Annotated in this window: 21 protein-coding genes; 12 read left to right on the forward strand and 9 right to left on the reverse strand. The window is 50.4% G+C overall.

Annotated elements, in window-relative coordinates; translation table 11 throughout:
- The 4 genes from G9C99_RS11425 to G9C99_RS11440 form a co-directional block, all read right to left on the reverse strand.
- Window positions 1–795 (reverse strand): alpha/beta hydrolase, encoded by a 795-nt coding sequence (locus G9C99_RS11425; RefSeq protein WP_166417604.1) that lies wholly within the window; start codon window positions 793–795, stop codon window positions 1–3.
- Window positions 795–2,231, reverse strand: a complete 1,437-nt coding sequence (locus tag G9C99_RS11430; RefSeq protein WP_166417605.1) for a hypothetical protein — start codon at window positions 2,229–2,231, stop codon at window positions 795–797. Before G9C99_RS11430 ends, G9C99_RS11425 begins: the two co-directional genes overlap by 1 nt.
- A 66-nt stretch (window positions 2,232–2,297) precedes the next feature.
- Entirely contained in the window at window positions 2,298–3,692 is a 1,395-nt protein-coding gene (locus G9C99_RS11435; protein ID WP_166417606.1) for a helix-turn-helix domain-containing protein, read from the reverse strand.
- A gap of 44 nt (window positions 3,693–3,736) precedes the next feature.
- Complete coding sequence (locus G9C99_RS11440) at window positions 3,737–4,996, reverse strand: multidrug effflux MFS transporter (RefSeq protein ID WP_166417607.1); 1,260 nt, start codon at window positions 4,994–4,996, stop codon at window positions 3,737–3,739.
- A 218-nt stretch (window positions 4,997–5,214) separates the two neighbouring features.
- On the opposite strand from G9C99_RS11440, the gene G9C99_RS11445 reads away from it, so the two are divergent.
- From G9C99_RS11445 to G9C99_RS11465, 6 genes are all read left to right on the forward strand, one after another.
- Complete coding sequence (locus G9C99_RS11445) at window positions 5,215–6,747, forward strand: acyl-CoA carboxylase subunit beta (protein WP_166417608.1); 1,533 nt, start codon at window positions 5,215–5,217, stop codon at window positions 6,745–6,747.
- Between the two features lie 67 nt (window positions 6,748–6,814).
- Window positions 6,815–7,189 (forward strand): DUF6497 family protein, encoded by a 375-nt coding sequence (locus G9C99_RS11450; RefSeq protein ID WP_166417609.1) that lies wholly within the window; start codon window positions 6,815–6,817, stop codon window positions 7,187–7,189.
- A 196-nt stretch (window positions 7,190–7,385) separates the two neighbouring features.
- Complete coding sequence (locus tag G9C99_RS18600) at window positions 7,386–7,520, forward strand: hypothetical protein (RefSeq protein ID WP_269434821.1); 135 nt, start codon at window positions 7,386–7,388, stop codon at window positions 7,518–7,520.
- A 138-nt stretch (window positions 7,521–7,658) separates the two neighbouring features.
- Entirely contained in the window at window positions 7,659–8,009 is a 351-nt protein-coding gene (locus G9C99_RS11455; protein ID WP_166417610.1) for a hypothetical protein, read from the forward strand.
- 244 nt (window positions 8,010–8,253) lie between these two features.
- Window positions 8,254–8,454: a YMGG-like glycine zipper-containing protein gene (locus G9C99_RS11460; RefSeq protein WP_166417611.1), complete on the forward strand. Its 201-nt coding sequence runs from the start codon at window positions 8,254–8,256 to the stop codon at window positions 8,452–8,454.
- 514 nt (window positions 8,455–8,968) lie between these two features.
- Window positions 8,969–10,969 (forward strand): acetyl-CoA carboxylase biotin carboxylase subunit, encoded by a 2,001-nt coding sequence (locus tag G9C99_RS11465; protein ID WP_166417612.1) that lies wholly within the window; start codon window positions 8,969–8,971, stop codon window positions 10,967–10,969.
- A gap of 128 nt (window positions 10,970–11,097) precedes the next feature.
- Here G9C99_RS11465 and G9C99_RS11470 read toward each other — a convergent pair whose 3' ends face one another.
- Window positions 11,098–11,532 carry a DUF4174 domain-containing protein gene (locus G9C99_RS11470; protein ID WP_166417613.1) on the reverse strand — a complete coding sequence of 145 codons (435 nt, stop codon included), beginning with the start codon at window positions 11,530–11,532 and terminating at the stop codon, window positions 11,098–11,100.
- Between the two features lie 171 nt (window positions 11,533–11,703).
- Between G9C99_RS11470 and scpA the strand changes: the two genes are divergently transcribed.
- The 6 genes from scpA to G9C99_RS11500 all read left to right on the forward strand — a co-directional run bounded on the left by scpA (window position 11,704) and on the right by G9C99_RS11500 (window position 17,157).
- Complete coding sequence (gene scpA, locus G9C99_RS11475) at window positions 11,704–13,830, forward strand: methylmalonyl-CoA mutase (RefSeq protein WP_166417614.1); 2,127 nt, start codon at window positions 11,704–11,706, stop codon at window positions 13,828–13,830.
- Between the two features lie 128 nt (window positions 13,831–13,958).
- On the forward strand, window positions 13,959–14,567 hold the full coding sequence (locus G9C99_RS11480) for a VOC family protein (protein ID WP_166417615.1): 609 nt from the start codon (window positions 13,959–13,961) through the stop codon (window positions 14,565–14,567).
- A complete protein-coding gene (locus G9C99_RS11485) occupies window positions 14,564–15,049 on the forward strand; it encodes a GNAT family N-acetyltransferase (protein ID WP_166417616.1) in 486 nt (161 codons plus the stop codon). The genes G9C99_RS11480 and G9C99_RS11485 overlap by 4 nt, the downstream gene beginning before the upstream one ends.
- Window positions 15,050–15,091: 42 nt before the next feature.
- A complete protein-coding gene (locus tag G9C99_RS11490; protein WP_166417617.1) occupies window positions 15,092–15,772 on the forward strand; it encodes a molecular chaperone DjiA in 681 nt (226 codons plus the stop codon).
- The gene (locus G9C99_RS11495; protein WP_166417618.1) at window positions 15,772–16,782 is read left to right on the forward strand and encodes an endonuclease/exonuclease/phosphatase family protein; all 1,011 of its coding nucleotides are present in this window, start codon (window positions 15,772–15,774) and stop codon (window positions 16,780–16,782) included. Before G9C99_RS11490 ends, G9C99_RS11495 begins: the two co-directional genes overlap by 1 nt.
- Before the next feature lie 36 nt (window positions 16,783–16,818).
- Entirely contained in the window at window positions 16,819–17,157 is a 339-nt protein-coding gene (locus G9C99_RS11500) for a hypothetical protein (protein WP_166417619.1), read from the forward strand.
- A 6-nt stretch (window positions 17,158–17,163) separates the two neighbouring features.
- On the opposite strand, the gene G9C99_RS11505 is transcribed toward G9C99_RS11500, so the two are convergent.
- Genes G9C99_RS11505 through G9C99_RS11520 form a run of 4 tightly spaced genes read right to left on the reverse strand, consistent with a single transcriptional unit; the run spans window position 17,164 to window position 22,719 of the window.
- Window positions 17,164–18,714, reverse strand: a complete 1,551-nt coding sequence (locus tag G9C99_RS11505; RefSeq protein ID WP_166417620.1) for a Ppx/GppA family phosphatase — start codon at window positions 18,712–18,714, stop codon at window positions 17,164–17,166.
- Window positions 18,715–18,752: 38 nt separating this feature from the next.
- Window positions 18,753–20,927 (reverse strand): RNA degradosome polyphosphate kinase, encoded by a 2,175-nt coding sequence (locus G9C99_RS11510; protein ID WP_166417621.1) that lies wholly within the window; start codon window positions 20,925–20,927, stop codon window positions 18,753–18,755.
- Between the two features lie 39 nt (window positions 20,928–20,966).
- The gene (locus tag G9C99_RS11515; protein ID WP_166417622.1) at window positions 20,967–21,650 is read right to left on the reverse strand and encodes a P-loop NTPase family protein; all 684 of its coding nucleotides are present in this window, start codon (window positions 21,648–21,650) and stop codon (window positions 20,967–20,969) included.
- Window positions 21,643–22,719: an AI-2E family transporter gene (locus G9C99_RS11520; protein ID WP_166417662.1), complete on the reverse strand. Its 1,077-nt coding sequence runs from the start codon at window positions 22,717–22,719 to the stop codon at window positions 21,643–21,645. Before G9C99_RS11520 ends, G9C99_RS11515 begins: the two co-directional genes overlap by 8 nt.
- Window positions 22,720–22,916 lie beyond the last annotated feature (197 nt).

Consider the following 22,916-nt stretch of genomic DNA (forward strand, 5'->3'; position numbering starts at 1 on the left):
TTAGAACCGATTTAGAAATCGGTAAAGGGTTGCTTGGGCGTTCGATTGCCAAACATTTGTATGCCCTGCGCCTTGCACGGAAAACAGGGCTTTATCGGATGCAGGGCTTGCGGTGAGCAACTCCTCAGCCATCGAGTGCGGGATCAACGTATCATGTGTGCCATGCAAAATCAGTAACGGGGTCCGCAGTTCGGCAATACGTTCGAGGCTCGGCCATTGGTTTTCTAGCAACGGCCCGGCGCTGGCGAATTGCGGGTAGTGCGTTTCAAGCAATGCAGGAATTGACGTAAAGGGGGCCTCTAACACGAGGGCCTGCGCATTATATTGCATTGCTGCGTAAATTGCGGCACCGGTTCCAATACTTTCGCCGTAGAAAATGACGCCGCCAGATGTATCAATACGCGTGGTGAGAGTCGCGAGAAAATCATCAATATCAGTTTCGATATGCGTTTGCGATGGGCTGCCAGTGCTGCCGGATGATCCGCGATAGGCAAAGCCAATAACCCCGTACCCGCGATCCATAAATGCACGAAACCTTGGCGCACGTATGGCGAGGTTTCCGGCGTTGCCTTGGAAATACACAATGACGGGCTTTCCGGGGCGGGGGGGGCCGACCCATAACACCAAAGTTTCCCCGTCCGTAGTAGAAAGGGTCTGAACCTCCATCGCTGGAACACCGGCGTCAACGGGGGAGACTTCGGTCGGGTCAAGCGGATATATCACCCACCGCTCTGCCGTGCCGGACATTGCGGCGTAACCGACGAAGATCAGGATAAGGACAAATAACCAGCGCATCAGCTGCAACTTTCGGGGGCTTGGGTGACATAGGCAATCAGGATTTGTACCGGCGGGGGCAGGGTGCAAGTGTCATAAAGATAATAAAGCACGGTGAAAATGCCCCCGGCGACCACAATAATCGTGAGCCCGTTCTTGAATTTATTCACCACATACATCAGACGCAGGGTAAAGCGGGACGGGTGAAAATCCGGCCAATTGACGGAGCGGCGCTGTAATTCACTCGACCAAAACAAAATGACAAAGGCCAGAGAGGCCGCAATGAAAGAGGGCCATTGCCAAAACCCTAATTGCCCCCATTCAAACCCCAAGATGAAAAGATATTGGCCCGACAAACCCTCATGCCGATCAGCCCAAGCTTGCGCGGCGGTGTAGCTATCATGGTTCCAAAGGCTCCACAAAGACCAGATAATGACACCCAAGGAAGAGACAAGCGCAAGCTTGTCCCCCACGCTGCGCCCATGGGATTTATCCCAAATCAACCCGCCCCCATCTGCCCGCATATGAACCGGTGCATGGGCAAGCCAGAGGATAGGGAAATACATCCAGAATGAAGATTTGAGGATCAGGCGGTAGATGTATGTGGGTAGGATGAAGAAGATGTAGAGATAAAAGTTGCGCAAAGAAACTGCAGCAGTGTTGTTCGTTGGCTTCCTCATGCGTTGTAGTCCGGACGAGTAGAAAAAATTGGGGTTGTAGGAGGCGTCTTTGAGATGGCTCGGGCTTGATATGCCGGGGATAAGTTCCACTTCTGCAATGATGTCCAGTCGAAGAGCAAAGTTGCGCCAGTTTTGGGAAAATCGCCATACTCCTATATGCGCATAGCGAAGTGTTGCAAAAAATCTTATTCCAAGGGCGATCAATGCGATTCCTAGAGGAATTACTGTAACAAACAGCACTGGGATTGACGTGAACAATGCCTGAAAACTAACCGTATAATCAAAAGTGCAAAGAAACACGGCCAATGCGCCCAACGTCGAGCTAATTGCAGGTACAACCCCTGGTGACACTGCGGTAACCATCTGGGCTGCAAGCACTGGCAGGGAGAACAACAATAGAGCATAAAATACTATCCAGAACTCAGCATCAGGCACGCTGATAAAGTAGTAATAATATATTAAAGATCCCGTACAAAAAGATATTAAGAAATTGGGGACTTCGGCGAGATTGAATGGCTGCTGTGATGAGCTGATATAAGCCTCAAACCACTTCAGCCCTAAGGCAACAGACTGTGGGCTGCGTAGGTTGACGAGGAAGGTCAGGATCAGACTGGTGAACAGAAAATAGGTGAAGTTCCATGCAAAGGCGAGGTAAAGGCCGACGATTGTCGCCAATGCAGTTTCCACGCAGGCAAGCACGGAAACTTGGCCCTTCTTTAAGCTGTCAGGTGTGGATCGCCACACCCAATTGCGCGCCTGCGTTTGCGGTTCTGTCATGGATTACTCTGTCAAAATACCTGCTCAAATTTTCCGCATGATACAGGCAAAATCGGGTGCGGCAAGTCAGTCAATCACATAGGGCAGTACGCCGCGATTGTCGTGATCGACACGCAGGTTGCGTTCCAGCGGTGGAACCGACCTTTGGTGGCAGTTTTTGCGTTCGCAAATGCGGCAGGAAATGCCAATCGGTTCAAAGGCGTCATCACTGCGGGTTGCAAACCCGTCTGCGTAAATCAGTGCATCCGCATGTTTGACTTCACACCCCAGCCCAATCGCGTACCGCCGCACAGGTGCATCAAACGATCCGCCCGATTTTGACACATCCCGTGCGAGGCAGAAATAGCGCACCCCATCCGGTGTTTTCGCCATTTGTCGCAAAAACCGCCCCGGCGTTTCAAAAGCGCGATGCACATTCCATAGCGGACATGCCCCGCCGAAGCGGGCAAATTGCAACCGGGTGGCTGAGTGGCGTTTGGTGATCGTGCCAGCCTGATCCACCCGCACGAAAAAGAACGGAACACCTTTGGCCCCCGGTCGTTGCAATGTGGAAAGCCGATGTGCGACTTGTTCAATGGAAGCCCCGAACATATCGGATAGGCGCTCAAGATCATGGCGACTATCTTGGGCTGCGCGAAGGAATTTCTTATAAGGTAGCAGTGCAGCGCCGGCAAAGTAATTGGCGAGCCCAATCTTAGCAATTGCGCGCGCTGTGTCTGATTTGAAACGCGCAAAGTCGAGCGTGGCTTCGAGCAGCTGATTGTGGGAAAGGAGGGCAAACTGATGCAAGAGTTGGAAGCTCTGGGTTGAGGGGTGCGCCCGCCGCGACAGCGTTAATGTCGCTGTTTCTGTCTCAAAGCCACGAAGCGTCTGGTCGTCGCTAAACTGAACAGTGATACCTTTGTTACGTAGTTCAGCTTTGACCGCTGCAAAAATACCATCCGTGGCGCCTGTTGCGAAGTGTTCTGCCGCGCGATCTACGGCATCAATATAGTTGTCGCAGTAATGGAAAAAGTCTCTGACTTCCTCCCAGGGGCTAGCGCTGACGCGGCTGTCTTCGCGGCCCAGCACTTCATCAAGTGATGCCAGTCTTTCGTGCGATTGGCGATAGGCGCGGTGCAAATCCAAAAACGCCCGCGCAAGTGCTGGCGCATTCGAGGCGGCCAAGCGAAGATCAGCCAAAGGCGGAGTGCCATCGGAAAACACAGGGTCGGCCAAAGCTTCGCGCATGTCCGTGACCATACGTTCGGCATCCCCCGTCGATAACTCCCCAACGTCGAAACCGAATTCCTGAACCATCGCCAACATCACCCCGGTTGAAATAGGGCGATTGTTGTTTTCCATTTGATTAAGGTAGGGCAGGGAAACCCCCAGTTTTTCCGCAAAGTTTTTTTGCGTTAGGCCGAGTCGCGTACGGGTTTCACGAAGTTTTACTCCTGCGTATAGTTTTTGCGTGGCCAAGGCTGCTCTCCGTATTGTGGGAGTTTGCAGGTTAGCACAGGTTTTTATCGACTTTGCAACCTTTGCTCGGACGAATTGCTTTCGTCGGATGCAAAGACAGTCCGCTCCCTGCGGACCACCATAATGATGGATGCAAGCCCAGCCGCGGATGTGAGGAACATGATCCACAGGAGTGGAAAGGCACCGGTTTCGTGCGTGAGCAATGCGCCGGAAAGTGCGGAAAGTGCTGCGCCGCCACCAATCATGATCGCGCCAGAAAGGCCTGATGCTGTTCCCGCTAGGTGTGGGCGAACAGAAAGTGCGCCTGCTGTCGCGTTGGGGATCACCATGCCATTGCCCACACCGACACAGGTCATGAAGCCAAAAAAGACATATTCAGAACCGAGACCCGCCAAAAACAAACTCAGGGAAATTCCAACGCCAACCATGTTAACAAGAGCGCCAACCGTCACCATGCGGTTTATGCCGACGCGGACGGAAAACCGACCAGAGATGAAGTTGCCGCATAGATAGCCAATCGCAGGAGCCCCAAAAAAGATTCCCAAGGTGTGTGGCGCCATGTGATACAGTTTATCCCCAACAAAAGGTGCACCGCCGAGGTAGGCAAAGAAGGCCCCCGAGGTGAAGGCCGACGTCAGTGCGTATCCCCAAAACCGGGGCGATTTGAGAAGTTCAGGATAGTCCGTAAATTGACGTACGAGGCTTGCATTTGGCTTGGGGCGATGGGTCTCGCCCAAGTCTTTCCAGCACACCCATGCTGTAAGTGCCCCCATAATGAACAGCATCCAAAAATTAGCTTTCCATCCCCACAGGCTGTCTAAAATCCCACCAATTGCGGGGCTGATCATTGGCACAATCGCCATGCCCATCGTGACATAGGCGATTTTTGAGGCTGCTTGATCATCCGATACCATGTCTCTGACGACAGCACGGCTTAAAACCATTCCCGTGACGATAACGGCCTGCGCCATACGAAAGAACAAAAATGTTTCAACGGTCGACGCAAAGAGACAGCCAAGTGTAACCGCGAGAAAGATTAAATTACCCCAAAGGATGACAGGGCGGCGACCAAAGCGGTCAGACAATGGGCCAACAATAAGTTGCAGCGCAGCGTTAAAGGCGAGATAGAGCGCAACCGAAAGCTGTATTGTTCCGTAATCGGCGTCAAAATATTCCGCCATATTCGGCAGGGACGGTAGGAAGATATTCATCGACAAGGCTGACAGGCCCGACAGCAAAACAAGAGTTGTTATGTGTGGAGGGGAGCTTGGATGAAGGTACTTTGGTTGCGTATTTGTTGACATTGTTAACCAGTAAGAGTCACGTGCAGGCTTGTCTATGATTTTATTGTCACGACACAATCGCACGTAGAGCGGAACGTAAGTCGAATGATGATGTGTGTATTTGCAATTATTCAATTTGCACGGAGATTGTGAATAATAGTTTGCAAATTTTCCAAACTCAGCTTTGTGATTGTAGATAGTTTGTATAGTTTGCCGAAAAGCCAAAGGGGACAACGCCCATGAAAGATATATTTGAAGAACTCGAAGCACGCCGCGAAACTGCACGATTGGGTGGTGGCGAGCGCCGGATTGCAGCGCAACATGCCAAGGGTAAACTGACCGCCCGTGAACGAATTGAATTGCTGCTGGATGAGGGCAGCTTCGAAGAATTCGATATGTTCGTTGCCCACCGCTGTACCGAGTTCGGAATGGAGAAAGATCGCCCAGCCGGCGATGGTGTGATCACTGGATGGGGCACGATTAATGGGCGTATGGTCTATGTGTTTTCGCAGGACTTTACAGTATTTGGCGGTTCTCTTTCAGAGACACATGCGCAAAAGATTTGCAAAATTCAGGATATGGCGATCCAAAATGGTGCGCCTGTTATTGGGATCAACGATTCAGGTGGTGCCCGTATCCAAGAGGGTGTTGCATCTTTGGCGGGCTACGCTGAGGTGTTTCAGCGCAACATTATGGCATCAGGCGTTGTTCCACAGATTTCAGTGATTATGGGGCCATGTGCGGGCGGTGCTGTGTATAGCCCGGCGATGACTGACTTTATCTTCATGGTTAAAGATACATCGTATATGTTCGTGACTGGGCCAGATGTTGTGAAAACTGTTACCAATGAGGTCGTGACGGCCGAAGAGTTGGGCGGGGCGTCAACGCATACCAAAAAATCATCTGTGGCAGATGGTGCATTCGAAAACGATGTCGAAGCCTTAACCGAAGTGCGTCGTTTGGTTGACTTCCTGCCGCTAAACAATCGCGAAAAACCTCCAGTTCGTCCGTTCTTTGATGATCCAGCCCGGGTTGAGCGTAGTTTAGATACGTTGATCCCTGACAACGCTAACACCCCTTACGACATGAAAGAGCTTATTCATAAGCTTGCGGACGAAGGCGATTTTTACGAGATTCAAGAAGACTTCGCGAAGAATATTCTAACGGGTTTTGTGCGTCTTGAAGGGTCAACTGTTGGTGTGGTTGCAAACCAACCGATGGTTCTGGCTGGGTGCTTGGATATCGACAGTTCACGCAAAGCGGCACGGTTTGTTAGGTTTTGCGATGCGTTCGAAATTCCGATCCTGACTTTGGTCGATGTGCCTGGCTTCTTGCCTGGAACAAGCCAAGAGTACGGTGGTGTGATCAAGCACGGTGCAAAATTGCTGTTTGCCTATGGCGAAGCAACAGTGCCAAAGGTGACGGTGATTACACGAAAAGCCTACGGTGGTGCTTATGACGTTATGGCGTCTAAACACCTGCGCGGTGATTTTAACTACGCCTGGCCGACTGCGGAAATCGCCGTTATGGGAGCAAAAGGTGCGACCGAGATTTTGTATCGCTCTGAGCTCAGTGATCCAGACAAAATTGCGCAGCGCGCTGCGGACTACGAAGATCGCTTTGCCAATCCGTTTGTTGCGGCTGAAAAAGGGTTCATCGATGAGGTTATTCAACCTCGTTCAACCCGACGCCGGGTGGCGCGGGCCTTTGCAAGCCTGCGCAACAAACAGTTGAAAAATCCGTGGAAAAAGCACGACAACATTCCACTTTGACCTTTTGAGGGGTGACGATTTCACCCCTCAAAACCTGACCCACCACTATATTGAGGCAAGGAAACTGATGACTGGGCTCCAGAAATTTTCAACGTTGATGGGAATAGCGTGTTTGCTATTGCCTGCTATGTTGTGGGCCAGTGACGAAGTGGAATTGACGCAGGCGGAGCTCATTGAGGTTCTACATGAAAACGGCGGATCTACCCATCGCCTAAGATACATGGATGGCTCAGTTTTTGATGCGCGAGTTGACGATGTATTGGAGGATATGGAGGATCTGTGTAACGTTTATTTGGCACAGGCGCAGATTCCCCATCCAGAAAATATTATTGTGTCGATGTCAGACCGATTCATTCCGTTCGGTGTGACGGACGCTGATGCGACACAGTTTTTCGAAGCATACACTGTCGAAAATGCCACCTGCATGTGGGGGGATTTTTGATGCTGCCACAATATGTTGCGCTATGTCAGGGTGGTAAAACGATTTTTGACGGATGCCTAAGCGGTGATGCGCCGGTTTCTGCCGCGAACTATGCAAAGTTCCTAAATTCCGTTAAGGTCTTTGCGGGTTGTGCTTGCACGATTCAAACCACTGAGAAACGGGGTCAGCCCGTATTCAATTCAATTAGGAGAGTAGGATGTCTTTCAGCATCAAAGCTTTTGCAGTACTCGGTCTGGCGCTTGTTGTTTCAGCATGTTCCAAACCAGTCGAAGAAGAAATCGTGTATATTGAAGAGCCTGTCATCATCGAGCCGGTTCTCAACAAATACTAAGATTAAGCTGGGGCGGCTTAGGGCTGCCCCGCTTTTCCTGATGATCCCTCAGTCTGAGGTGATTTATCAATTCGGGTCGCGTGTAGGGCGCAGTATCGCTAATACAACTTGTAAAGCTGAATTTACAGGAGCGACCCCATGCTAAAGCACAGAGGCTTTCCAAGCCGTTTAACTGGAACAGATTACCAATTTACAATTCGACGCGACAACAAAAAGGGTGCAACCGCTCTTATTCGTCGCGAACGTTATGCTGATCGTCGCCCTGCCGATCGCCGTGCTGACACTGGCTTCATGAAGGCCCTGTGGGAACATTTCGGCGAAGAACCGTTTGAACGCGGAAATTTGGATGCGGGCCGGTTGTCCTGGTTGTTTGAGCGCGAAGTCGTCACTCTGGATGATCCGTTCGAAGCCGAAAGCTATGAAACCGTGTTGCAGATCAATGTGTCACGCGCACGCGCGTCTTTCCCAGACGTATTTGGTGAGGGCTAATCGGCATGATGCTGCGCATGACCTCTTTTTTCCGGCATGTTTGTGCCCAGTCTTTGGCTGGTGGTAAACGTCGCTTGGCAAAAGGCGATGCTATGCAGCAATCTGTGGTTGGTAGTCACAATTGTTACCCTTCCCCTCTCCCCCGATTTGAAAACATGTGTTTAAGATCGGGGGAATTTTCTAGTTCCTCCCTTGTGGCTCTATTTTTCAACGTTCGTAGAAACGACATCAGAGGCACAGGCATATGCAAATCAAATTCATCGCACTTATTGCGACCGCGGCGATACTTCTTTCAGGGTGTTTGGACAACGATCTTGAACGAGCTGCCGCAGGGGCCGCTGCGGGGGCCGTTGTCTCACAAGTTATCGATGGCGATCTGGCGACCGGCGCGCTTATTGGTGCGGGTGCTGGCGCACTTTGCGACGACGTTAATCTCTGTAACTAAGATTAAACGGGCAGGGCGCCGCACTGTACGCCCTGCCCAACAGACATCGTCAGGTTCGTATCTGAGCAAATGTCTGAAAGTGATCTGTTCCAGCGACATGCTTGCGAAACAGAGTGAAGCTATTCATGCTCAAAGCAGAGGTTTTCTTAAGAAACGCGATAACGCGTCGCTTTCTTGCTTGTCCGCTTTTCCAAAACAAAGCCGCGTATATTCCTGGAAGCTGCATCGGTGGGTTCGGGATGAAGGAAATGCGCATAAGTGTTTTTTCCTAATCAGTGCGGCCAAGTCCGGCATCTGGGATATGTCTAGAGTGACAGTAAACGCGATCAAGAAAACCTCACGTAGACGTGTTTCACGCGAACGTTGCTTCGCTGTGAACGAGCGCATGCGCTCACGCCAACGTGATTGCTATCCAAAGAAAATGAGCCGTGCAATTTGGCATGGGCTGCAAATGAAAATGATGGTGCTGCATGCCACGGCTGTGCGCGCTTAAGAACTAAGGGAAGAGGTCAAAATGTTCAAAAAGATCCTGATTGCGAACCGAGGCGAAATTGCCTGCCGGGTTATCAAATCCGCCCAACGTATGGGTATCAAAACGGTTGCAATCTATTCGGATGCTGATCGAAACGCACTGCATGTTAAAATGGCTGATGAGGCCGTTCATATTGGCCCTCCTGCTGCCAACCAATCCTACATTGTGATTGAAAAGGTGATGGAAGCCGTTCGCCAAACGGGGGCTGAGGCTGTGCATCCGGGGTATGGTTTTCTGTCTGAGAATTCGAAATTCGCAGAGGCACTTGCTGCTGAGAATGTCGCCTTTATCGGGCCGCCAGTGGGTGCAATCGAAAGCATGGGCGATAAAATCACCTCAAAGAAAATCGCCCAAGAGGCCGATGTTTCAACTGTGCCCGGTTATATGGGGTTGATTGACGACGCTGACGATGCGGTGAAAATTTCCAATCAAGTCGGTTATCCGGTGATGATCAAAGCTTCTGCTGGTGGCGGTGGTAAAGGAATGCGCATCGCTTGGAACGATGAAGAGGCTCGCGAAGGGTTTCAATCATCAAAGAACGAAGCGGCCAACAGCTTTGGCGATGATCGTATCTTTATTGAAAAATTTGTCACACAACCTCGCCACATCGAAATTCAGGTTCTTGCGGATGCGCACGGCAATGCGGTGTATTTGGGCGAGCGCGAATGTTCTATTCAGCGGCGTAATCAAAAAGTCATCGAAGAGGCTCCGTCGCCATTTCTTGACGAAGCCACTCGCAAAGCAATGGGCGAGCAGGCCGTCGCTTTGGCCCAAGCTGTTGGTTATACAAGCGCAGGCACGGTTGAATTTATCGTCGATGGCAGCAAAAACTTCTACTTCCTTGAGATGAACACGCGTTTGCAGGTGGAACACCCGGTTACCGAATTGATCACCGATGTTGATTTGGTCGAACAAATGATCCGCGTTGCAAATGGCGAAAAACTGACCATTACCCAAGACGACGTGAAGTTGAACGGCTGGGCGATCGAAAGCCGCCTGTATGCTGAAGACCCATATCGTAACTTCCTGCCATCTATTGGCCGTTTGACGACGTATCGTCCACCTGAGGAAATTGCGACAGATACGCTTGCGGTGCGTAACGATACCGGTGTTTTTGATGGCGGCGAAATTTCAATGTATTACGATCCTATGATTGCGAAACTCTGCACATGGGCGCCAACCCGTGCCGAAGCGATTGAAGGTATGCGCAACGCCTTGGACAGCTTTGAGGTCGAAGGGATCGGGCATAACCTGCCTTTCCTGAGCGCGGTTATGGACCATCCCAAATTCACGTCTGGCGAAATGACCACTGCGTTTATTGGTGAGGAATATCCTGATGGGTTCGAAGGTGTCGCGCTTGACGAAGATGCTCTGAAACGCATCGCGGCCTCGGCCGCTGCGATGTACCGCGTTGCTGAAATTCGCCGTACTCGCGTGTCTGGTCGTATGGACAATCATGAACGCAAAGTAGGCGGCGAGTGGGTCGTTAGCCTGCAAGATCAAGAATATCACGTTACGATTGAAGCCGATCAAGACGGGTCCACCGTTTATTTTGATGATGGCCGTACGCACCGGGTTTCATCAGATTGGACGCCGGGTGATAGCCTTGCAACGATGTCTGTCGATGGAAGCCCGCTTGTTTTGAAAACAGGCAAAATCCCAAATGGTTTCCGCATTCGCAGCCGTGGCGCTGACCTGAAGGTCCACGTGCGCACCCCACGTCAGGCCGAGCTTGCGAAATTGATGCCGGAAAAACTGCCGCCAGATACGTCAAAAATGCTGCTGTGCCCGATGCCTGGCTTAGTTGTGACCTTGAATGTCGAGGTCGGCGACGAAGTCCAAGAAGGCCAATCTTTGTGTACGATTGAAGCTATGAAAATGGAAAATATCTTACGCGCTGAAAAGAAAGGCGTCGTTTCTAAGATTAATGCCGCAGCGGGCGATAGCCTCGCTGTGGACGAAGTGATCATGGAATTCGAATAGATCCCAATGCTATCCCAGACGGGGCAGAGTGACTGCCTCGTCTGGGGTTCACGAACGGCGGACGATGTGTTGACCCAACCAAAAGAAAATTCGAAGGATGAAAGGCTCTGCTGGCTTGATTTATGTGATCAGTCTGCGTTGCCTCGACGGTCTTCTATTTCGAACTGGCGCAGCGGTTGTTTGTCGATTGTCCGTGAGATTTCCCGGACGTTCCATGGGAATGGCTTACGCAAAATGACCGTGCCGTCTTTGGCCATTAATATCATTGCAAACCCACGTGGGCGCAATTGTTCGCGCAAGGCGGATGGTTCGCTCGGGTCTGTGTCCGTGATGATGATGACATCTCGTTCTAATAACTCATCATATTGCGCTTCGAGCAATGCCAGTTGTTGGGCAAAGCGAGGATCAGCTTCGGTATCGGCAAAGACAACAATAGGTCGCGCGATCCAAAGGAATTGCTCCTCTGTGATTTCAGAGGCGTTGAACGTCGTGAACGCCTCTTCTTGGGCGGCCACGCTGAGCGGCGCAAAGATGAGAGCAAAAGCAAAGCAGAGCTGTTTCATAGGGACTCCTTCTGCGATCAAGATAAACACATTCGGCACCAATTCTAAGGGGTGTCGCCCGAAAAAATCCAAAAATTCCAATGCAGAAGGCTTTAGCGCTATGGCGCTGCCTTCTGGCACGCAGGCGGTCTTGGCCCTTCTGTGTGGTCGGCCAGTTGAGAAGGACAAGATATGACCACGAAAAAACAACAATGGGATGCACTTGCAGAGAAAGAACTGCGCGGTCGTCCTCTCGATGATTTGACTTGGAATACGCTTGAAGACATCCCAGTTAAGCCAATCTACACCGAAGATGATCTTGAAAACGTCGATCATCTTGGTACGATTGCGGGCGAAGCCCCATATACACGTGGTGTAAAGGCGACGATGTATGCTGGCCGTCCTTGGACAATTCGCCAATATGCGGGTTTTTCTACAGCCGAAGAATCTAACGCATTCTATCGCCGGAATTTGGCTGCAGGCCAACAGGGTGTTTCGGTTGCATTCGATCTGGCGACGCACCGCGGCTATGACAGTGACCATCCGCGCGTTGTTGGGGATGTCGGCAAGGCCGGCGTTGCAATTGACTCTGTTGAGGATATGAAAATCCTCTTTGATGGTATCCCATTGGACAAAGTGTCCGTGTCGATGACAATGAACGGTGCTGTCATTCCAATCTTAGCCAGCTTCATCGTTGCAGGCGAAGAACAAGGCCATGATCGTGCGCTTTTGGCCGGTACGATTCAAAACGACATTTTGAAAGAGTTTATGGTGCGCAATACCTATGTGTATCCACCTGAGCCATCGATGCGGATCATTGCGGATATTATCGAATATACATCGAATGAGATGCCAAAGTTCAATTCGATTTCTATCTCTGGCTACCACATGCAAGAGGCGGGTGCGAACCTCGTTCAAGAGTTGGCTTATACGCTTGCTGATGGTCGGGAATATGTGCGTGCTGCGTTAGATCGCGGTATGGATGTGGATAAGTTTGCTGGTCGGTTGAGCTTCTTCTTCGCGATTGGGATGAATTTCTTTATGGAAGCGGCCAAATTGCGCGCAGCGCGTTTGCTGTGGCACCGCGTCATGACAGAATTTGAACCGAAGCTTGAAAAATCGATGATGCTGCGGACACACTGTCAAACATCAGGGGTTAGCCTTCAGGAACAGGACCCCTATAACAACGTTATCCGCACAGCCTATGAGGCAATGTCAGCCGCGCTTGGTGGAACGCAGTCTTTGCACACCAACGCCTTGGACGAAGCGATCGCATTGCCGACAGACTTTTCTGCGCGGATTGCACGCAATACGCAGCTGATCCTCCAAGAAGAAACCGGAGTTACCAATGTGGTCGATCCACTTGCCGGGTCTTACTATGTTGAAAGCCTGACACAAGAATTGGCGGATAAAGCTTGGGCTTTGATGGAAGAAGTCGAAGAAATGGGCGGAATGACCAAAGCGGTGAATTCCGGCATGCCTAAACTCCGCATTGAGGAATCTGCAGCGCGCCGTCAGGCCATGGTTGATAAAGGCGACGAAGTCGTTGTTGGCGTCAACAAATACAAACTCGAAAAGCAAGACCCAATTGATATTCTCGATGTGGACAATGTTGCAGTTCGTGAAGCCCAAGTCGCGCGCCTAGATCAAATTCGCGCGACCCGCGATCAATCCGCCTGTGATGCAGCATTAGCCGAACTTAGCCGCATTGCCGAAGAAGGCGGAAATTTGTTGGAGGCGGCAATTAATGCGGCGCGCACCCGTGCGACTGTAGGAGAGATTAGTATGGCTATGGAAAACTCATTTGGTCGTCACCGTGCCGAAGTTAAAACGCTTGCCGGTGTATACGGTGCAGCCTACGAGGGCGACGAAGGGTTTGCAGCAATTCAGAAATCTGTCGAAGACTTTGCAGAAGAAGAAGGCCGCCGCCCACGGATGTTGGTTGTGAAAATGGGCCAAGATGGACACGATCGCGGTGCAAAAGTGATTGCGACGGCCTTTGCTGATATTGGTTTTGATGTCGATGTTGGCCCGCTGTTCCAAACACCCGAAGAAGCGGCTCAAGATGCAATCGATAATGACGTGCACATCATCGGGATCAGCTCTCAGGCTGCGGGTCACAAAACGCTTGCGCCCAAACTGGTCGAAGCGTTGAACGCAGCGGGTGCGGGGGATATCATCGTGATTTGTGGTGGTGTGATCCCGCAGCAGGATTATGAATTTTTGTATAACGCGGGCGTAAAAGCCATCTTTGGTCCCGGCACAAACATTCCTGATGCCGCACAGGATATCCTGAAATTGATCCAAAGCGCTAAATAAGAAGCGACTAAAACAAGTGATATGACTTATAAAAACCCGCGCTTTTGTGCGGGTTTCTCATTTTGAAAACAGCGTACTTGCGTGCAATGTTTCCTATAGTATGGTCGGTCGAAACCGTGAGGATGAGTATGTTACACATTGATCACATTGCTATTGCAGCAACCAATCTGGCCGACGGGGTCGCTTACGTTGAAGATGTGCTGGGCGTTTCAATGGCCGCTGGGGGAAAACATGCTGCAATGGGGACCCACAACCGTTTGTTGGGTTTGCAAAATGGTCTGTACCTCGAAGTGATAGCTGTTGATCCTGATGCGCTGCCGCCGGCGCGGAGCCGCTGGTTTGACTTGGACGATTTCACGGGGCCACCTCGGCTGGCCAATTGGATTGTGGTCAGTTCAAATATTGTTTCTCTAACTGAAAACTTCCCCGAATTTGGTCGGCCTGTTGCGCTTCAACGCGGGACGCTCAGCTGGTCTATGGCGGTGCCGGATAACGGAAAACTACCGTTTGGTGGTTTGCATCCTGCTGCACTTGAATGGCAAAGTGGGGGGCACCCATCGCAACATTTGCAACCTTCGGGATGTGGGCTAGAAGCGTTGGTTTTAAGTCATCCAGAGATTGAAAAATTGCGGCTGATGCTTCCCAATGAATTGGATCCCCGTGTGCATTTTGAAACTGGGGATGCGGGCATCAAAGCTCATATGAAGACCCCAAATGGATATCGGACTTTAACATGATCAGGCCTGCTGAATTTCGAGATGCGGCCCCAATTTGCAAAATTTGGAACCACATCATTTCAAACAGTATCGCGACGTTTAACAGCCAAGAAAAATCAGAGACGGAAATCAAGCAGGCCATTCGTGAAAAATCTGATCGTTCCCACGGTTTCTTTGTGGCTGACGAAAATGGGATCGTTTTGGGGTTTGGCACCTATGGCCAATTTCGTGGTGGCATTGGTTATGCGCATTCGATGGAACACACGATTTATCTAGACGAAAGGGCGCACGGCCTTGGTATAGGTCGTCACTTGATGCAGGCACTTGAAAACCATGCTCGCTCGAATGATGTTCACAGCATGTTGGCGGGCGTTAGTGCTGAAAACGATGCGGGCATTGGGTTTCACAAGGCACTTGGTTATATTGAGGTGGCGCGTCTGCCAGAAGTCGGACGCAAATTTGATCGGTGGATGGATCTCGTACTGTTGCAAAAGCAGCTTTGATCCGTCACTGACTGTAGCGAATTGGTTTAAAAGGACCAGAATATGTCGATTTGGACACGCATCGGCGATGCCATCTCAGCGCTCGCCAGTGGTGAAGGGCTGAATGAAGTCTTAGAGCGTTTGCGCACCCCGCCGGAGCGTTCGGTTGCCTTTACAATTGCAGTCATTGCGCTTGGTGCCAAAATGGCGAAGGCGGATGGGCACGTGACCCGAGACGAAGTTACGGCCTTTCGCGAAGTATTTCAGATCGCCAAAGAAGACGAAGACAATGCGGCGCGCGTCTTTAATATGGCACGCCAAGATGTTGCGGGTTTTGAAGAATATGCTGAACGCATCCGCAAGATGTTTCAGAGCCAAGACGACACGCTTTGCTATCTTATCGAAGGGTTATTCCATATCGCACTCGCGGATGGTGAATATCATCCGAATGAAGATGAATTCGTACATAAAGTTGCTGGTATTTTCGGAATGGAGGAGACAACCTTCCGAAGCCTGCGCACGCGATTTGTTCCTGACGCTGCCCCCAATCCCTATGACGTCCTTGGTGTGACGTCGGATATGGACATGGCTGATATCCGACGTGCTTGGCGACAGCTTGTGCGCACCCACCATCCGGATCAGGTTATGGCGCGCGGCGTGCCCGAAGAGGCGATAAAACTAGCTGAGGGGCGTATGATAGCGATTAATCAAGCGTGGGAAGAAATTCAGCAGGCACACGGATAATGCGGATCGCGACCTATAATGTTGAATGGTTCAACAGCCTATTCGATGACGACGGTGTTTTGTTAAATGACGGCGGCTGGTCCAAACGGCGAGACGTCACCCGAGCGGAGCAAACAGCCGCATTGGGCGTTGTTTTCGAGGCGATCAATGCAGATGCGATCATGGTGATCGAAGCCCCAGACAGCAGCCGTATTCGAGACGGAAAAAAGGCGATCGAAGCGTTCGCGGCGCATTTCGGATTACGAACAAACACGGCATTGATTGGTTTTGAAAATGACACCCAGCAGGAAATCACGCTGCTATACGATCCAGCCAAGTTAACTGTGCTGCACGATCCTATTGGCGGTGATACGGGGCCTGCACCGCGTTTCGACACACGCTATGCGCTTGATCTAAATGTAGATGCAAAACTGGATAAGGTGGTTTTTTCGAAACCTCCGCTTGAGGTCGCGCTGAAAACGAAAGGCGGAAATGCGCTGCGCTTGATTGGTGTGCATATTAAATCCAAGGCCCCGCATGGAGCGCGTAACGAACAGGATGCGATCCGTATTTCGATTGAAAACCGACGCAAACAATTGGCGCAGTGCATTTGGTTACGCCAACGGGTTGTTGAACATCTAAAATCTGGAGAGTCATTGGTCGTTCTAGGGGATTTTAATGATGGCCCTGGTTTAGATGAATATGAAAAATTATTTGGCCGGTCTGGCGTTGAAATTGTTTTAGGCGAAGAGGGCGACAATTGCCTGTTTGATCCTCATGCGCGTCAGGTTTTATCAAAACGCCTAGGGGCGCAGCCTGTGACATCGCGATTTTTCATACACCAAGAAGATCGTTACCTTTCGGCTTTGTTGGATTATATCATGGTATCGGGGGATTTGCGCAGCAAAGCGCCGAAGTGGCGTATATGGCATCCGTTCGATGATCGGCAATGTTATCAAACCCCTAAGTTGCGGGATGCGCTTTTAACGGCGTCGGATCATTTTCCTGTTACAATGGACATTGATATTTAAGCTTAAATATTTTTAAGAGGCGCCTATATTACCTGTATGGCACAGATATTAAAATCAACTGTTGTGGCGGTGTTACTGACAACATCGGCATTCGCGCAAGAAACACAACCAGAGACTTCCGAGGGGTTAAGCCTCATGGAGGAAGGGGCTCGTTTGTTGTTGCAAGAATTCATCGAGCAAATGGATCCTGCATTGGAAGATATGCAAGAACTGGCGGACGGTATGATCCCATTCATGTTGAAACTTCAGGATGAGATAGGTGATATCACCCAATATCATTTACCTGAAGTTTTGGAAAACGGCGATATTTTGATCCGTCGCCGCAATCCAATGGATGACGTTGTTCCGCCAGAGGGAAATGAAATCGAACTCTGAAACCGATTAGGTTTTCGAGTGGGCCCGTATTTCGGTCCGTGCCCCGAGGGCTTCTGCCATTGAGGCGAAGCGGGCTTGTGCAACTTCACCAAACAGCGCGACAGCTTCGCGTTTTAGGGTGAGTTTCAGAATTTTCTTTTTGGGATAAAAATGAAGATCCGCAATTTCATTCGGAGCTTTTGTAGAAAACATTGCGCCAAACCGCATGGCCTTTCCCAATGCTTCTGCATCTTGGATTTCTTTATCGCTTAGCAATCCAAATAAGGTTTCAAAACGGCTGTCTTCGCGGCTGTTTTTGTAGCGATGTAGTAATGCGAGGCCAAGGAACACCCGTTCGCGATGACGCAGCCCGCCTAAATTTGCGCGTGTGGCGTTGTCAAAACAAACTTCCGCCCGATAATCGGGGTGGGCGCGCCAGCTTACGTCGTGTAGGAGGCAGGCTGCTTTGATCAGGCGTAACCGTTCTGGATTTGCGGATTTATAGATAGGTCTGAGAAAATCGTATAACCCTTTACCAAATCCTGGGCTGCGGGCGTCTTTGGCCTCCGCAAATCGACAGGCTTCGATCAAAGGATCCCGGCGACGCAGCCGATCGGGCATTTGTTCGTAAAGAAGTCCTTCGCGGATACCGTAGGAAGACACCGCAATATCTTTTGGACGGTATTTTCGAACAAGCGCCTTTAACACAAGGCTCGCTTCAGGAACGAGTTTCATGCGCGCCGAAGACGTTCCGGTTATTGCACGTAGTTCGTCCAGATCATTCTCTGCGATCCATTTGACCGTGGCCATGACCGACTTGGGTGTCATGCGGTATTCGTGAAGCACTGTTAGCGGATAATTGCGTCGGGCCATATCTAAGCGAGCGATAGCACGCCACGATCCGCCGACTAGAAATAGTCGTTCTTCTTGCGTTGGTAGGGTCTGATATAAGGCGTCAATCCCGTCTTTAATGTGTTGCTTTAGCCCCTTTTTCCCACCTTTGACATCTTTGAGCTTTAGTGGCCCAAGGGCGGATGTGACGCGTTTTCCAACAGTGCCTGCACCAACTTCAGCGAGTTCCATGGATGAACCGCCAATGTCGCAAATCATCCCTTTGGCTGTAGGCCATCCTAGCAACACCCCTTGGGCAGATAGGCGGGCTTCTTCTAGCCCGTCGATGACGTAGATTTTAAGACCGGTTTCGCGTTCAACTTCTTGGCAGAAATCGGGGCCATCTGTGGCTTCACGCACGGCGGCGGTTGCAACGGCTGATAGCGGCGCAAGGTTCATGCCCCGTGCGAGTGCCTGAAAACGCCGAATGGCGGATAAGGCACGTTCACGCCCTACGGGATTAAGGTGCCCTGTTTCGGATAACCCTGCACCCAAGGCACACATGATTTTTTCGTTATAAAAATACGCGGGGCTTCGGGCCGCGCCGTCAAACACAACCATTCGGACAGAGTTCGAACCAACGTCCAAAACGCCGACACGTGATAACGCGCGCGCAGAGGGGTCTTCGAAAATAGGGCGACCAAAAGGCCCCCAGTCGTCTGCGGATGTATCGTAGGTGTCGTTCATGATAATCGTGCCATTGCTGGTGAAGCGCCCATTTGGGCTTAATCGTTCGAGTGGGTCAGTTTTGGAACATCAGAAGCGCCCGCAGAACCGCGCCCGGAGAGGGATGGGTTTTCCATGAAGAATCGGTGGCAGTTGAAAGGGCGGTCTTTGGGGTCAAATTCAGGGCGCGTAAATTTCCCATGCGCATCCAAAATCCAAGTTTGAGCTTCGTCCGCAAGGTTCGCAGCCATAACTTGGGATACAATTTGGGCCTTCACCGTCGCATTTTTGATTTCAACTAGGGTTTCGACCCGGCGTTTTAAATTTCGCCCCATCCAATCGGCTGACGAAATGTAAACGCGTGCCTTTTTGCTGGGTAGGCCATGGCCATTGCCAAAGCAAACAATGCGGGAATGCTCCAGAAAACGGCCGACAATTGATTTTACACGGATGTTTTCCGACAGGCCTTTGATACCCGGCCTTAGCCCGCATATTCCACGAATTACTAGGCTGATTTTGACGCCTTTCTGGCTCGCAGCGTACAGTGCATCAATAACATCGGGTTCGACAATGGAATTCATTTTTGCCCAGATTTCAGCAGGTTTTCCCTCTTCCGCAAATTTGGATTCTTTACGGATCATCTCAATGAGGCTTGATTTCAAAGTCAAAGGTGAAATCGCAAGGTTTTCCAACTTTTCAGGTTGGGCGTATCCTGAAAGGTAATTAAATACCTTTGTCGCATCGCGCCCCAGTGGGCCATCGCAGGTAAAGAGCGAAAGGTCAGTGTAAATTCGGGCCGTGATCGGATGATAATTTCCAGTGCCGTAGTGGGTGTAGGTCACCAGTTGGTTGCCTTCACGTCGTACAACGGTTGAAATTTTAGCATGAGTTTTATAGTGGATAAATCCGTATACGACATGGGCACCTGCACGTTCTAAGCGGCGTGATTGCCGGATGTTGGCAGCTTCGTCAAAGCGAGCTTTGAGTTCTACAAGCGCGGTTACAGATTTCCCGTTTTCTGCTGCTTCGCAGAGTGCTTCAACAATCGGAGAATTGCGCGACGTTCGGTAAAAGGTTTGTTTGATCGCAACAACGTTTGGATCGCGTGCGGCTTGGGTTAAAAAACGCACAACCATGTCAAAAGTTTCGTAGGGATGATGGAGCAACATATCTTTTTTGCTGATCGCGGCGAACATGTCTCCGTCATGGTCTTGAACGCGCTCTGGTACACGTGGTGTAAAGCTAGGCCAAAGAAGATCGGGCCGATCATCTGAAATCAAGTCTTTCAAATCTGCGATGCCAATTAAGCCATCAATATCGACGACCTCCTCGTCGGTGGCGGGAAGCTCGTCCATGATCAGTTTTCTTAACCCCGGAGGCGCACCTGCAGACAGCTTCATGCGGATCACCTGTCCTCGGCGGCGGCGCTTAAGTGCGACTTCAAATTCACGCACTAAATCTTCGGCTTCGTCTTCGACCTCAAGGTCGCTGTCACGTAAAACCCGAAAGGCGCAATGCCCTTTTGTTTTGTAGCCGGGAAACAATTGTTCGAGATACAAAAGCAGCAATTGCTCCAAAGGGAGGAAGCGTTGGTTTCCATTGACGGCTGGTAGCGCGACGAAACGATCAATTTGCTGCGGAATAGGCAGCAGTGCCTGAAGCGGTTTTTTGTCTGATTTGCGTTCAAGCTGTAGGGCGAGCGCAAAACCTGTGTTTGGAATAAAAGGAAACGGATGTGCGGGATCAATGGCCAAAGGCGAAAGAACTGGGAAAACCTGATTGAGAAAATGCTGCTCTAGAAAATCGTGATCTGCTTCTTGCACATTCTTGTGGGTCAGAATTGCGATCCCTTCAGATTCCATTTCGGCTCGAAGCGTTTGCCAGACAGATTGTTGGCGTTCCATTAAGGCACGCGCATCTGTGTCGATAAGCGAAAGCTGCTGGGCCGGATAAAGCCCGTCTGCCGCAGGGGTTGAATTGCCCGCAATTGCCAATTCTCGTAAGCCTGCAACGCGAACCGTGTAAAATTCATCTAGGTTCGTTGCGGAAATGGACAGAAACCGCAGACGCTCAAGCAGCGGGACACGAGGATTAGAGGCTTCTTCTAAGACGCGCCAATTGAATGCAAGCCAACTTAATTCACGATTAAAGAAACGTTTGGCGCCACTGATATCAGCTTCGGCACATTCAATAGGTTGTGGAAACGGGGCTTCAAGAAAATTGTTCTGTGTCATAAGGGGCTTATGCCTTCGCAATATGTCTCTGTTATGACTTTATGGGCCCTTAGACGTGATTTTGTCCAGAACATCGCTTGCTAACCCGCGATTTACTGCGCGTCCTTCCGACAATGCGACTTTGTCGAGCATATCGACCATCTGATGCACTGCAGCGAAGTTCCGATCAATTCTGCGCAATACATAAGGGAGCATACTGGGCGAGACATTGATTTGTCGGTCACTAAACACTTTCAGAATTACCGCCATTAACAATGCATCATCTGGTTCTTGGAGATGCACTACAGCAGTGCCCAGTAATCTGCTTTTCAGGTCTGGTAAGCCAAGTGACCATGTCTGAATGTCTCCAGATCCTGTCAACAACAGCGAATGACCGTTGGCCAAAAGAAGATTGTGTAAATGAAAGAGCGCTGTTTCCGCTTCGGGTTGGCCAGCAATTTCATCGGTATTTTCAACGACCAAATTCTGCGCGCTAATTGTTGCGATATCCTGCGTGCAAATTTCTGTGGCAGAAATAATTTTTGCGCGTGCCTCAACGGCCCAAACGTGGGCCAGATGTGTTTTGCCTGAGCCGGCAGCACCAACCAATAGCATTTTGCGGTTGGGCCAAGAATGCCAGTTCTCCAACACGGCGACGGCCTGCGCATTGGCATCGGAAACAAAAAAATCTTCCCGTTCAAGCGCAGGCTTTGAGGGGAGATCAAATATAAGTTGTTCAGCCATCTTCCGCCTCAGATTGACCTGAGAAGCCTTGGAACAGCCGGCTGTCTTGGTAGGAGGATAATACATGCCGGATAATGACACCAATAGATGCGGCGACAGGAACAGCCACCAACATTCCGACGAACCCAAAAAGAGAACCGAATGCTGAGAGTGCAAAGATTAACCAAACAGGGTGTAAGCCTACAGATGATCCGACAAGTTTTGGTGTTAATACGTTGCCTTCCATAACTTGCCCAAATGCAAATACAGCGGCGACGGCACCTAAACTCCACCACTCTCCCCAAAACTGAAACAGTCCTAGACCTATTGCCAAAGCACCACCGACCAGAGCACCAACATATGGGATGAAAGTGAGCAGCCCAGCTACAAATCCGGCAACAAGCCCATAATTCAAGCCGATTATCATCAAGGCAACAGCGTAGAATGTACCAAGCACTAAGCAGACCGTGCCTTGCCCTCGGATGAACGAGGCGAGTGTGCGGTCGATGTCCTTTGCGATTTTACGAACAACTGGCGCATGGTCCTTTGGGAGAAGCGCATTGATTTGCGCAACCATACGATCCCAGTCCAACAGTAGATAAAATGCAACGACTGGTACAATCACAAGAAGAACCGCAACGTTGATAATTCCAGCGGCAGAACTCAGTAGCCCTTGCAAAAACGCACCACCTTTAGACTGTATGACTTGCCCAATACTTGCGAGGGATTGGCTCAAAGTCGAATTTTGGTCCATCAGCGCAGGAATACGTTCGGTTAGAAACGCTTGCAATTGGCTGAATAAATCTGGGGCAACTTCAACAAGAGCGACGGCTTGATTGATTAACATCGGAACGATCCAAAGTGCCAAAGTGCCAAAAATCAACACCGCAATTGCTGTGATAAAGGTTGTTGCACCGGCGCGGCTAAGCCCCATAGCTTCTAAGCGATCAGCGACGGGATCTAAGAAATATGCAACTGCGCCCGCCAAAAGAAATGGCATGATGACATTTCCCAGTAACCATAGAACAACAAAAAAAAGTACCGCAGCGATACCCCAGTATTTGAGTTGCGTTTGCACTGGTAGACCCATCATCAATCTCCTTCTTGACATCTTGTCATCGCTCAAAGGACGAAAAGGTGCAAGCAAATGGAGACATGATTGCGCGAGTATGTTGTGTCCTTTACTGAATGTTACGGTCTTGTCACGGATGTGTGCATTGTAGTTGAGGATGAGTGTTCCCAGATGGATTGTATCGGAAGGCAGCAGTCTTCCACCGCAATCACAGA

Origin of the sequence: Cochlodiniinecator piscidefendens, assembly GCF_011326755.1 — a bacterium.
Lineage (GTDB): Bacteria > Pseudomonadota > Alphaproteobacteria > Rhodobacterales > Rhodobacteraceae > Cochlodiniinecator > Cochlodiniinecator piscidefendens.